At 47.3% G+C, this 12,644-nt stretch carries 16 protein-coding genes; 1 reads left to right on the top strand and 15 read right to left on the bottom strand.

Going from position 1 to position 12,644, the window contains the following annotated elements; genetic code table 11:
* Positions 1 to 15: 15 nt before the first annotated feature.
* From Psch_RS00510 to Psch_RS00480, 7 genes are read right to left on the bottom strand one after another with little or no spacing between them, the layout of a single operon-like run.
* Entirely contained in the window at positions 16 to 639 is a 624-nt protein-coding gene (locus Psch_RS00510) for a hypothetical protein (RefSeq protein ID WP_190238799.1), read from the bottom strand.
* On the bottom strand, positions 636 to 1,151 hold the full coding sequence (locus Psch_RS00505; RefSeq protein ID WP_190238798.1) for a hypothetical protein: 516 nt from the start codon (positions 1,149 to 1,151) through the stop codon (positions 636 to 638). The genes Psch_RS00510 and Psch_RS00505 overlap by 4 nt, the downstream gene beginning before the upstream one ends.
* 9 nt (positions 1,152 to 1,160) lie before the next feature.
* Positions 1,161 to 1,631: a hypothetical protein gene (locus Psch_RS00500; RefSeq protein WP_206663710.1), complete on the bottom strand. Its 471-nt coding sequence runs from the start codon at positions 1,629 to 1,631 to the stop codon at positions 1,161 to 1,163.
* A gap of 11 nt (positions 1,632 to 1,642) precedes the next feature.
* On the bottom strand, positions 1,643 to 2,077 hold the full coding sequence (locus Psch_RS00495) for a hypothetical protein (RefSeq protein WP_190238797.1): 435 nt from the start codon (positions 2,075 to 2,077) through the stop codon (positions 1,643 to 1,645).
* 49 nt (positions 2,078 to 2,126) lie between these two features.
* Positions 2,127 to 2,438 (bottom strand): hypothetical protein, encoded by a 312-nt coding sequence (locus tag Psch_RS00490; protein WP_190238796.1) that lies wholly within the window; start codon positions 2,436 to 2,438, stop codon positions 2,127 to 2,129.
* Positions 2,439 to 2,465: 27 nt separating this feature from the next.
* Entirely contained in the window at positions 2,466 to 3,539 is a 1,074-nt protein-coding gene (locus Psch_RS00485; protein WP_190238795.1) for a virulence RhuM family protein, read from the bottom strand.
* Positions 3,532 to 3,762, bottom strand: coding sequence for a helix-turn-helix domain-containing protein (locus Psch_RS00480; RefSeq protein ID WP_190238794.1), 231 nt, complete (start codon positions 3,760 to 3,762; stop codon positions 3,532 to 3,534). Before Psch_RS00480 ends, Psch_RS00485 begins: the two co-directional genes overlap by 8 nt.
* A 352-nt stretch (positions 3,763 to 4,114) precedes the next feature.
* Between Psch_RS00480 and Psch_RS00475 the strand changes: the two genes are divergently transcribed.
* Entirely contained in the window at positions 4,115 to 4,330 is a 216-nt protein-coding gene (locus Psch_RS00475; protein WP_190238793.1) for a hypothetical protein, read from the top strand.
* Between the two features lie 4 nt (positions 4,331 to 4,334).
* Here Psch_RS00475 and alaS read toward each other — a convergent pair whose 3' ends face one another.
* From alaS to nifS, 8 genes are all read right to left on the bottom strand, one after another.
* On the bottom strand, positions 4,335 to 6,968 hold the full coding sequence (alaS, locus tag Psch_RS00470) for an alanine--tRNA ligase (RefSeq protein WP_190240177.1): 2,634 nt from the start codon (positions 6,966 to 6,968) through the stop codon (positions 4,335 to 4,337).
* A 318-nt stretch (positions 6,969 to 7,286) separates the two neighbouring features.
* Positions 7,287 to 8,327, bottom strand: coding sequence for an AI-2E family transporter (locus Psch_RS00465; RefSeq protein WP_243123913.1), 1,041 nt, complete (start codon positions 8,325 to 8,327; stop codon positions 7,287 to 7,289).
* Positions 8,328 to 8,388: 61 nt separating this feature from the next.
* Entirely contained in the window at positions 8,389 to 8,577 is a 189-nt protein-coding gene (locus Psch_RS00460; RefSeq protein WP_134220298.1) for a hypothetical protein, read from the bottom strand.
* Positions 8,578 to 8,601: 24 nt separating this feature from the next.
* Positions 8,602 to 8,775 carry a hypothetical protein gene (locus Psch_RS00455; protein ID WP_190238792.1) on the bottom strand — a complete coding sequence of 58 codons (174 nt, stop codon included), beginning with the start codon at positions 8,773 to 8,775 and terminating at the stop codon, positions 8,602 to 8,604.
* A gap of 91 nt (positions 8,776 to 8,866) precedes the next feature.
* On the bottom strand, positions 8,867 to 9,961 hold the full coding sequence (gene mnmA, locus Psch_RS00450; protein WP_190240175.1) for a tRNA 2-thiouridine(34) synthase MnmA: 1,095 nt from the start codon (positions 9,959 to 9,961) through the stop codon (positions 8,867 to 8,869).
* Between the two features lie 95 nt (positions 9,962 to 10,056).
* A complete protein-coding gene (nifU, locus tag Psch_RS00445; protein ID WP_134220300.1) occupies positions 10,057 to 10,428 on the bottom strand; it encodes a Fe-S cluster assembly scaffold protein NifU in 372 nt (123 codons plus the stop codon).
* Positions 10,429 to 10,718: 290 nt separating this feature from the next.
* Entirely contained in the window at positions 10,719 to 11,171 is a 453-nt protein-coding gene (locus Psch_RS00440) for an RrF2 family transcriptional regulator (protein WP_190238791.1), read from the bottom strand.
* A gap of 144 nt (positions 11,172 to 11,315) precedes the next feature.
* Positions 11,316 to 12,518, bottom strand: a complete 1,203-nt coding sequence (gene nifS, locus Psch_RS00435) for a cysteine desulfurase NifS (protein WP_190238790.1) — start codon at positions 12,516 to 12,518, stop codon at positions 11,316 to 11,318.
* Positions 12,519 to 12,644: the final 126 nt, after the last annotated feature.

Genomic DNA, 12,644 nt, shown 5'->3' with positions numbered 1-12,644 from the left:
TTGAAATAATTATGTTTATGTACGCTCAATCAAACAGCATTCCCGTTCATCGATAGGGCTCATGCTGTATTTTTCATATTTCTCTGAATCAAGTCGCTCACGTCTGATTCTTAAATTGGGGCTTTGACCTTTGCTAAAGCCTTCTGTATATTCCTCCCCAAGCCATTCCATAGCCTCTGCGTCAGCGCCTGAAAAGTTTTTTACTCTGTAATAAGGATCAAAAAAATATAAAAATTCGGCATCGGCGCTCAATGCTAAAGCATAGTGGAATTCTGAACCTGTTCTGCCGTTGCACAGCCTGACAAGCGCCACACCGCCTCGGTTTAAGCAGGAGACAATGTTGTTGTTTTGCTTAAGATGAACGTCTATGCCTTGCAAATAACGATAATCCACCGAGAAGTTTTTGAAATCTTTTGGCTTGTACGATTCAACCCACTGTAATATTAACTGGCAGGCAAGGCCGGTCGTGCCTCGTCCTAATTCTCCACGCTTGTTTATACTGTCAAGAGAGTATTGCATAACCTTATGAATTACTTCGGGAGGCAAATCTTCACGCTCAAACAAGTATTGCAAAGCATTTATAAAAGTTGTCGGAACACAGTCATAATTGGTCGCCTGATATCGGAAAGGTATCTTCATAATTGTTCTCCCGTTTCTATAAAATCCTCGTTTTTCAACGCATCGCAAATGCGCATGTATATATCCTCATACTGAGGCGCCTTATTTTCCTTTGTGTCCTCCATACGTTGCTTTATTTCGGTCAATATATCAGCAGCAGTTTCAAATTGCATATAGCCAGGTTGAGAATCAAGCAAGCTGAAGCAATCAATGAATGCCCGCATGTTTTTCAAAATCAATGATAACTTTTGCATTGCGACTTTTTTATTGTCAACAGAAACAGCATCAATAGCTTCATGGGCAATTGTGTTTATGTCTGCTCCCCATATAGCAAACCGAGAATATGTAGCCTTTGCCTCCGAATCGCAAGCATTGGATAAGGCTCGTCCTAACCGTTGCATTGGCATTGACTCATCGCCCCGCCCTTGAAAATGCCGAGTATGGGCTGTTTCTATACCGGAGGGTACATTTTGATAGTAATCCATTACAGCACTCAGAATACCGTAGCGGATTACTCCAGAACCTTCACTCATCTTTACACCTCAATTCCATAAGACATAAGCCTCTCCACCCTCGAATAAGCTATGCTTACCACATTTAGGACGACACGGATATTTTTCAAGGCTTATTCTTTTATCTTCACAAACATCGTCATCAAAAGCATCATACTCAATCGGTTTTAGTGCAACCTTGCATTTGGGGCATTTATATTCCACCTCAAAACTGCCGCCGTCATAATAATCCAATTGAATGAAAAAACGCCCATAAAATTCGCCGCATTTGGGGCAGCGATATATCTCGTGGCTATAGCTGTCAGCAATCACCGCATCCTTATTCGCCAATAATGCTTTTATAAAGTCAACCGACCTTTCTGAACGGATCAGCGAGGGCAGTAAAGGATTATCAGCTTCAAAGTCCGTAAGGTTGTGTGGAGCGTACATCATTCCAATGCCTGTTATAAAGCTCTTTTTATAATCACAACTCTTACAGCTGATTGCGTAACTGCTGCCCATAGCGCACCTCCTTAAAAAAGCATCGGGTCAATTTTGTATTTTATTAGCCCCGTTATTTTATCAGCTAATCTCTCACCAAAGGGTGCTGGCGGTGAAAAGCCCTTCATCTTGATGTTTTCGCCATTTGTGTATATTGTGATTTGCCAGCTGCCGCCGTCAGGAAAGGGGATATCATTTTCTGCTGGCTTCAATTCAAGCAGGTCGAATTCTTCAAATAATGAAGCTGCTATGTTTTCTTGAAGCTTATATTCATAGCTCTCTTTAACCGGCAGCATATGCTCTACTCCGAAGTCAAAGGAATCGCTATACCTCATATTTCTTTCAAAGGTTGTTCTGATGACACCATTTCTGGAAATGAAGGTCTTGCAAGCCCGAAATTCGTCAGCTCCCATTAGGGCTCCTGAGCTATATGCTATTTCTATTGCAGTGGCTTTCACTGGTTCCATGCTATTCACCGTCTTTCGGTTCATCCGGAATTATTTCCATAATCAATCTTCAGTTGTCACGCTGATTTTTGAAATCCAGCCAATAAATATCATTGAGCCTATTCTGAGTGTCAAGTATCGGCTGCACGGCTTCTAATATACGCATCGTTTCAGTAGCCATATCAATCTTTGATGAAAACTCCAGCACCCACTTATTCTGATCCCATATATTTTGTATTTGTGAAATCTGGCTAATCGGAGAGTTTGCCTCATTGATTGTTCTTAACCATTCAGGCTCTTTAAAACGCTCGGTCATTTCCTTTACTGACCTCAACCAACGAGGTTCCTCAAGAAACCGATTTATCCCAGTAAAATTGTTCATTTTCATCCCCCAGATAAATGAATCACTTTATGTCTCGTCATCATCTGTCCTTTTTGTTATTTGCTGTTCAAGAAGCTTAAGCTGTTTATCATAATCTGACTCAAACAGCTTGTCCTGTATGATCCTGTATTTTTCGAATTCGCTTTCAGCATGTTCCTTGGCAATTTGAGCAGATATTTTCCCTGCGTCTGTTAAAATCTCGCGGTCATCCGCTTGTAGGAATATATCAAGCCGCTTAGCCCAATCCTCCATAGTCATTGGGATATGACGTCGGGCTCTGTCCTCTGCCAAGTCGAGATAGGCGGACACAATACGTTCCAAGGAAAATAGCTCGTCACGCGACAGATAATTTTTCGCAACAGAAACATCGTAACGCTGGATTTTTCCATCCGGCGCATCATCCCAAGTGGTCAGCCCCATATGTTCTTTTTTTGCATCGGCTCGGTTATAAATCACTTCCGCAGCCGTCTGACCATGAACGGCAAAGTGCATTTTGTTCTGCACTTTAGCGAAGAACTCATGTGTTGTCTTTGCGTTCTTATCATAATCGAGAGCAGTAGCGTAAATATCTGTGACCTTTTGATAAAACCTGCGCTCAGAAAGCCGTATCTCACGGATTTTTTCAAGCAACTTATCATAATACTTTTCGTTCAAAACCGAACCACCGTTTTTCAGACGGTCATCATCCATAACCCAGCCTTGAATCGTGTAGTCCTTTGCAATTTTATTGACCCATTTGCGGAACTGCACGGCGCGATCTGAGTTGATTTTAAAACCGACAGCAATAATCATTTGCAGGTTGTAGTGCTTAACTTCACGAGCGACCTGTCGTGAACCTTCAGTTTGAACTATCCGGAAATTCCGGATAGTTGATTCAGATTCAAGTTCATGGTCAGAATATATTTTTTGTATATGTTCGTTTATTGTCCGTACATCCACATCATAAAGCGTAGCGAGCATTTTCTGCGTGAGCCAAATATTCTCGTCTTCATAACGCATTTCAACGCTTTGAGGATTATCGCCTGTAGCAGCGATGTATGTCAGATATTCAGCGGCGGAGGATCGAATGCTTTTTTCCTCAGGTACTTTCTTTTTACTCATTACCATCACCGCCTTTCGGTTCGTCTGGAATTATTTCCATGATATCTCCGATATCGCATTTTAACGCATTGCATATTTTCACCAGCACTGCTGTAGTTATGTTTTCATTTCGGCCAAGCTTAGCGATGGCGCCGGAACTGATATCTGCCGTAGCTTGGAGATCTTTCTTTTTCATATCTCTGTCGATTAATAATTTCCATAGCTTTTTGTAGCTAACAGCCATGTTCTTCACCTCATTAGCAATGGTGGAATATCTATGCCAAAATCATACTTTATTTCTGCACCAAACTCAATATAATTACATGATAATAAAGAAGAACAGCATTAACGTGTAGATATATCGCAAATAGTATAGCTATCTCCAACAGTCTGTGGTAGTATATGTCGCTGAAGGGAGGTAGTTCAAATGAAAAAGTAAAAGATCATCACTGGAACAACGCCTCCACAGAATCCATAGGATATCAAACGAGCGCATAAAGCCTTTACAGGCCGAATGCGCTCTTACTCTCTGCTGTTTGCCTTCGCACGGTCTTGAAGCTATCAGCTACATTCCATTTCTTATCTGTTCATCTTCGATGGATATAGTACGCCATGATTGTGGCCGGGAAAAAGTTCGCCGTCAACTCGGTGTTCCCCAAAGACGCTGTTTCGACGCCGACTACAACGGCGAACAGAACAGCCTGAAGGAGCGAATCCCTCAGGCCGTTGAACGGGTCGAAAAGCTGCAGGCTTCCATCGCCAATGTATCTACCAACGAGATACGCAGAAGTGCATTAATAATATTAAGGTGAACAATTATTTTATTTGTTGTTCCGCTACCTTATAGGCTTTTTCCAGCGCTTCGGCGAGCCTGGCGGGTTCCTTGCCGCCGGCCTGGGCCATATCGGGACGTCCCCCTCCGCTGCCGCCTACGACTGCGGCTATTTCTTTGATCAGCTTGCCGGCATGCAGGCCGCTACTTTGCAGGTCTTTTGTGACCGCTGCTACCAGGCTGACTTTATCCCCCATGACGCTGCCCAGGACAATCACACCGGAACCCAGCTTGTCCCTCAAAAGATCGACCATACCCCTTAAGCTGTCCATATCGGGCGCTGCCGCCTGTCCCGCCAGCACCGTGACACCCTTGATCTCTCTTTTGCAGTCGAGCAGGTCCTGGACCTGATATTTGGCCAGTTTGGCTTGCAGGGCATCGCTCTCGTTTTCCAGCTGCTTGATAGTCTGCACCAGGTTTTCGACCCGCTGGAACAGTTCATTGGGAGCGGCCTTTACCAGCCCGGCCACAGCCTCCAACTGCTCTTCCTTGGCGTTGATATAGCGCAGGGCGCCTTCACCGGTAACAGCCTCAATACGCCGCAGTCCTGCGCCGACACTGCTCTCGCCCACCAGTTTTAAAAGTCCCACCTCGGCGGTCGAATGCAGGTGGGTCCCGCCGCACAGCTCCATGCTGAAGTCGCCCATCTTGACAACTCTGACCCGGTCCCCGTACTTTTCGCCAAAAAGGGCGGTTGCTCCCATATCCCGGGCTTCATCCAGTGTTGATACCTGGGTATCGACAGGCAGGTTGGAAAGAACAGCCTGGTTGACCATCTCCTCAACCTTACGCAATTCCTCAGGCGCTACAGCGGTATAGTGAGTAAAGTCAAACCTCAGCCGGTCAGGTTCCACCAGAGAACCGGCCTGGTTGACATGGGCGCCCAGGACTTCCTTGAGGGCCTTGTGCAGGAGGTGGGTGGCGGAGTGGTTGCGGCAGGTCGCCATTCTCCTTTTTAAGTCAACAGCTACGTCAACCTGCTGGTTTTCCTTTATGATCCCGTCAATAACCCTGCCGCGGTGGACAAAGAGATTTTCAACAGGCTTTACTACCTCGATGATTTCAACTTCCAAACCCGATCCGGTCAAACGTCCCCGGTCGCTGACCTGGCCGCCGGATTCCGCATAACACGGCGTTACGTCCAGGATAAATTCTATTTCCTCACCGGCGTTCGCTTCCTTGGCCCTTTTGCCGTCCTTAAATATCGCCAGCACACTGGCCCGATCCGACAGGGATTCATAGCCGGTAAAGTTGGTTTCTCCCAGCTCTTCACGCACTTTCCTGAATTCGGCATCCCGCTCGGATATATACTCAGTTTCCTGCCGGGCGCTACGGGCGCGGCGACGCTGCTGTTCCATAGCTTCGGTGAAACCGTCCGTAGCAACAGTTAAGCCCTGCTCCGCAGTCATTTCCTGAGTCAGTTCCAGAGGAAAACCATAAGTATCGTAAAGTTTAAAAGCATCCTCACCGGAAATAACCGAGCCACCGGCTGATTTTGCTTCCTCGATCAGCCGATTCAGTATTTCAGTGCCCTGGACCAGAGTTTCCCCAAAACGATCTTCCTCGGTCCGGATCACTCTCAGGACGTGCTTTTCCCGATCGGACAATTCAGGGTAGGCGTTGCTCATTTGCCGGATCACTGCTTCTGCCGCCTTGTGCAGGAAGGGCTCATGAATGCCGAGAAGACGGCCGAAGCGGACCGCCCGCCGCAGCAGGCGGCGGATTACATAGCCGCGGCCTTCGTTGGAAGGCAACGCCCCATCTGAAATGGCAAAGGTAATCGCCCTGGAGTGGTCGGCTATAACCTTCAAAGCCAAATCAACCTTTTCATCCTTGCCGTAATCCATGCCGAAAAGCTCAGCGGTAAAATCCATGATCTCGCGCAAAAGGTCCGTATCGAAATTGGAGGGGACACCCTGCAGGACGGAAGCCACCCTCTCCAAACCAAAACCGGTGTCTATACCTTTGTTGGCCAGGGGCGTGTAATTGCCCTCCTCATCCTTGAAATACTGGATAAAAACCAGGTTCCATATCTCCAGGTAACGGTCACAGTCACAGCCGACACCACATTCCGGAGATCCACATCCTCTCTCAGGTCCCAAGTCCACGTAAATCTCTGAGCATGGACCGCAGGGGCCGACCCCGATCTCCCAAAAGTTGGTATCCTTGCCAAGCCTGACGATACGTTCGCTTGGCACACCCACGCTCTTATGCCAGATATCATAAGCTTCGTCATCGTCCAGGTAAATAGTTACCCAGAGCTTGTCAGCCGGCAGACCCAGATTTTCGGTCACGTATTCCCAAGCCCAAGGAATGGCAGACTCCTTAAAGTAGTCTCCGAAAGAGAAATTGCCCAGCATTTCAAAAAAGGTATGGTGTCTGGCAGTCCTGCCGACAGCTTCAATATCGGGAGTCCGGAGACACTTCTGGCAGGTGGTTACCCTGTTGAATTCAGGTTTGGCGGCGCCGGTAAAAAAGGGTTTAAAAGGAACCATGCCGGCAGCAGTCCATAGTATACTGGGATCATTGACGGGTATCAGGGAGGCGCTCGGTAAAATCTTATGTCCCTTGCTTTCAAAGAATTTCAAAAAGCTCTCCCTCAGTTCATTACCAGTCATCAAGATGAAAACCCTCCCGCTTTTATATCGGCATCATTTTACAAGATGGCCGTCTTTGATGCCATTTCCAATCGTTCGCAGGCCGCAATCTACAGGGTACAAGCATCAAACCGTGCTCCTCAATAAAAAGAACCTTCCCCCTAAAGAATATCCCTACGGGACAGAAGGTTCTCCAAGGCGCCACCCCGATTAGTACGGATTTTATCAACCAGCAAACGTTTTGGAAAACAACTCATACTTTTGCGCTATAATTATACAAAATATACCTGTAAGGTGTCAAGAATTCTAATATTTCAAAACAAATCGCTAATATTCATTTTAATTGAGGTTTTTTATTTTTGCATAGGCAAAACTCACGATTACCTTTAAAACAGCCGCACAGGGTATCGCCAGGAGCATTCCCATGAGCCCATACAGTTCTCCGCCGGCCAGTAAACTAAAAATCACAAGCAGCGGGTGCAAACCAACCTTGTCACTCATTATCTTGGGTGAGATGATGTTGCCTTCCAATTGGTGAATGATAATAAATACCACCGCCACTTTGAGCGCCAGCCATTTTGATTTTAAGAGCGCTACGCCTATGGCAGGTACGGCGCCGATTACAGGTCCGAAATAAGGGATTAACTCGGTCACTCCCGCAATAAATCCAAGCATAAGCGCAAAATCTACGCCCAGTAAAGCCATGGAAACAGCTGTCAGCACACCGACAATCGCTGCCACCAAAAAATACCCTCTGATAAAACTCGCCAGGACCTGGTTGATCTGCCTAAAGAGCCCGGTAATTTCATCTTTAAGATTTACCGGCAGCCAGGCTGCCGCTTTTTTTGATATTGAATCGAGGTCTTTTAATAGATAAAATGCCAGTACGGGAGCAAGCAGGAGCTTAAAAACATAGCCCACCAGACCGATTAGCACTGTCACCGCAGTTCTTACCCATTGAAGAACGTATTCTTCCAGCATAACTACCCTTTGGTCAATAATCTCCCTGACCCCGTCGGGAATGTTCAGGACACTGTAATGATTCTGGATGGATTGAATAACCTGCTGGGTTTGAGCTATGTAAAGTGGAATGGTTTCCTCCATGACGTAGAGTTGCTTTAAGACCCGCGGTATGATGTAGAGAAAGATGCCCGCGACCACGAAGGAAAGGGCCAGATAAGCCAGCAGTATGGCATAGCTGCGGGGTGTACCCCTTCTTTCGATTGCGTTTACGACCGGGTTCAGGAGATAAGTTAAAAGGGCGGCCAGGATAAAAGATACCATCAGCCCCTTTAGCAGGTAAAAAAAATATACTAACATCGCTGCGGCAAAAATAAAAAAAATCAGCCGCGGCAACCCTTTTTCTATGTGATAGTTCAAATATCCTCACCACCAACTTAAAAAAGTGAGGAGTTTTTATCTCCCCACTTTTTTTAAGTATCTATTTAATAAGGTCGTTTACTGTCTTCGAAACACCCCGGAACATCCTGCGGGCTCTCGAACCTGCCCGCCCGGTCCTATACCCCAGCAAACCCTTTTTCTGGCTGACCCTATTACTTCCGGCCATCATACTAATGGCTGCTCCGATTATGCTCCCGGCAATTATGCCCCTCCAAAACCCTGAACGCATATTAGGACACCCCTCTTTCCGTCACTAAAGTAAGAATTCGTTTTGCGGGTCAAAAGCAACCAGGCTCCCGTCCTCAGCCACCTCGTAAATCTGCACGCCTTCTTTATTGATCCGGTATTCAACACAGCAATCCCAGCAGTAATACTGATCCATTCCCACTTTACCAGTGGCTTTACCGCCACAAGACGGGCAATTCAAAGTTTGTCGCCCCCCGTACAAAAATCAACCATTTCTTAATGGCTATTATGTCCATGTTATTGATAAAAAATGCAGCAAAAAAGAATAAAGCTTATTCGGAGCCGGCGCGCTCTATGGTAGCCCCGCCCACCAGGTAATCTCCCTGGTAGAACACAACAGCCTGTCCAGGGGTAATAGAGCGCTGCGGGTTATGGAAGTGAACATGCAGCCGGCCACCTTCCAGAAGTTTGAGGGTGGCTGGTGACGGGCTGCCGTTATACCTTACCTGAGCCTCAACTTCTAACGTTTTGGTGATCGTATCGTATAAGACCATGTTAACATCTTCGGCGATTAAGTCAGTATCAAGGATGGCTTCTTCCGGACCCACGGTGATGGTATTATGCTCCCGGTCTATATTTACCACGTAAAGACGCTGCCCTCCCGCCAGACCCAGGCCACGCCGCTGGCCAATCGTATAAAAAGGGATGCCCTGGTGTGTACCAATAACCTCCCCCTTCATGTTCAGGAAGGGTCCCGGCTGGATATCCGTTGATTTCCCACGCAGGAAATTGCGGTAGTTGTCATCTGCCACAAAGCATATCTCTTGACTTTCTGCTTTGGCGGCAACGGACAGACCCAAATCACCTGCTATTTTGCGCACCTGGTCCTTATTGTACTCACCCAAAGGCATCAAGGTGCGGGCTATCTGCCGCTGGGTCAGGCTATATAAAACGTAGGTCTGGTCCTTTTTTTGATCGTGCGCGCGCCGGACCGTATAGCGCCCGTACGTTGGACTGTACCCCAACCTGGCGTAATGGCCGGTGGCGATATAATCGGCGCCCAGCGCCATCGCCTTATCCAAAAGAGCTTCGAACTTGACATAACGGTTACAGGCTATGCACGGGTTGGGTGTACGGCCGCGCATATACTCGCCAGTGAAGTATTTAATTACCCTCTCCTCAAAAATGTTACGAAAATTCATCACATAGTAGGGAATGCCAAGTTGTGAAGCCACCCGCCTGGCATCCTCAACAGCAGTAAGGGAGCAGCATCCTACGTGCTCCCCCTCAACTTCTGTGATACCGGAATCCCAAATCTGCATGGTTACACCAATTATTTCATACCCCTGTTCCAACAAAAGCGCGGCGGCAACTGAACTGTCAACCCCGCCGCTCATTGCTACAACAACCTTTTTTTTAGCCGTCACAGGATCACCTTTATATAAATGACTTTTACGCTGCTCTGACAATACATTTTCATCATGCGTGGCGCCGTTGGCGGCATGGGAATACCCTGCCAAACTTATACCGCCTGCTTTTTCTTGTAATCCTCAATAGCCTTCTTTAAGGCGTCCGCAGCCAGGTTGGAGCAGTGCATTTTTTGGGGAGGAAGACCGTCCAGCATCTCGGCCACTGCTTTGTTGCTAATTTGCTCAGCCTCATCCAGGGTTTTACCTTTTGCCATTTCCGTAACCATACTGCTGGTGGCAATAGCGGCGCCACAGCCAAAAGTCTTAAATTTTATGTCCTTAATAATATTGTCTTCAACCTTTAAGAATATTTTCATGATATCCCCACAAGTTGGGTTGCCAACCTCTCCCACTCCGCTTGGATCTGTTATTTCACCGACATTCCTGGGATTTGTAAAATGCTCCATGACTTTATCGGTATACATAATTTTCAGGACTCCTTTATTATAGTTTTTGGAAAGCCCTAATTATATACTTTGGGGCGGGATACACTGTACAAACAAATTCATATGGGCTTAATTTTTTGTAAAAAAATTCTTGGCCCTTAAGTTTTGTCTCCGCAAATAAGCTTTTTGAGATAAGTGAAACATTAGCATTCTTGGCCTCACTTTGTCTCATAAATACGGGCGCCATACATTAGTATACATATTGGGATGCATGACTATTTTCATAATAATTTGCACCCACACTTATCATGGGATGCAATTTTTAGTATCTATTCGCCCTTTGGAGCCTCCTTGCAGCACATCCCGGCTTCCTCAGCCTCGCTGCATAAGTCCGCCAAGCTGATTCCGTCCAGCACTGCGGCAATACCGTCCCGCACCCTGGCCCATACCGTCCTGGTGATACAGTAGTCCGCCTCGTCGCAGCATCCCTGGTCCTCTTCGCTAACGCAGTAGACCGGCGCTATTGGCCCCTCCAATACCCGGACTATATCTCCCACCTTAATCAAACCGGGCTCCCTGGCCAGGATATATCCTCCCTGAGCGCCCCGCACACTTTTAACCAGGCCGGCTTTGCGCAGCATGGCCATGAGCTGTTCCAGATAGTTTTCTGAAAGATGCTGGCGCTCTGCCACACTCTTTAAAGAAATTGGCTTAGCGCCGTAATGCTGCGCCAGGTCAAACACAGCTTTTAAACCATAGTGTCCCCTGGTGGAAAGCCGCAATTCATGCACCTCCTGAAAATAACGGAGCATCCCGGGTTTCATAGCGCATTAACAGGATATGATCATCCAACTATAAGCTTCGCTCAAGATACACTCAAGATACATCACCTGAAGCAAATTAGCCGACCCGCCAGCCGGACAAAGTTATCTGCACCATGTTTTATCACAGGTTTCGCAATCATCCGATACCTTGTGGTAAAGCGGCGACATTGCTCTAAGACGATCAATGATGGCAGGCAGCACTTCCAAAAAATAGCTGACATCCTCCTCGTTGTTGTCTTTACCCAGTGTAATGCGGAGTGAGCCATGGGCAATTTCAGGGGGTATCCCCATAGCCAGGAGGACGTGGGAAGGTTCTAAAGAACCGGATGTGCAGGCGGACCCACTGGAGGCCGCCACTCCCTGTAAATCAAGGCTCAGGAGCAACGCTTCCCCTTCAATAAATTCAAATGCAAAATTAACATGGTTGGGAAGGCGCTTGGTTGGGTGTCCGTTGAGACGGACATTGGAGTAGTTTTCCATGACCTCCTTGATAATTCTGTCACGCAGCAAGGTGAGCCGCGCCGCCTCATCCGCCATGGTTTCCATAGCAATTTCGGCCGCCTTGCCAAGGGCGGCTATACCCGGAACATTCTCAGTACCAGGGCGGCGCTTCCTTTCTTGCCCGCCCCCGAGGCTGATCGGCAACCAGCGGACGCCCTTCCTTATGTAGAGAGCGCCAATTCCCTTGGGCCCATAGATTTTATGCCCGCTTATAGAAACAAAATCAACCAGCAGTTCATCTACGTTTACAGGAATCTTGCCAAAGCTCTGGACAGCGTCGGTGTGAAAAAGAATGCCTTTTTCCCTTGCCAACCGGCCTATTTCGTGTATGGGTTGAATGGTGCCGACCTCATTATTGGCATGCATTATGGTAATCAATATGGTCTTATCGGTAATTGCCGCGGCAACGCTGTCAGGGCTGACCATACCATCCGCGTCTACCGGCAATACTGTTACCGCGAAACCTTCTTTTTCGAGGGCTTTACAGTTATCAAGGACCGCGTGGTGCTCCACCGAACTTGTGATAATGTGGTTTCCTTTGTTGCAGTTGGCATAGGCCACACCCTTAATGGCCATAAGATCCGACTCGGTGCCGCCGCTGGTAAAGATTACCTCTTCCGGCCTGGACCCGATCGCCCTGGCCACCTTTTCCCTGGCTTCCTCCACTGCCTTCCTGGCCTCACGGCCAAAAAAGTGCACGCTGGATGGATTGCCGAAGGTTTTATTTACGTAGCGGTACATTTCCTCAGCTACAGCCGGATGCACCGGGGTAGTCGCACTGTGGTCAAAATATACCCTTCGCATAAAATTTCCTCCCTTTTAATGATTGGCCCGCTGTCAATTCCTTGATGGATTATTCTTGAATATTTTATTCCTACGAAAACCGTCGGGTATAATGGTAATATTAGCACAACACACTCCGGTTGTCAA

This window comes from Pelotomaculum schinkii (assembly GCF_004369205.1).
GTDB classification, from domain to species: Bacteria; Bacillota; Desulfotomaculia; order Desulfotomaculales; family Pelotomaculaceae; genus Pelotomaculum_C; species Pelotomaculum_C schinkii.
The sequence above is the reverse complement of the archived record's forward strand: the minus strand, read 5'-3'. Positions and strand labels throughout refer to the sequence as shown.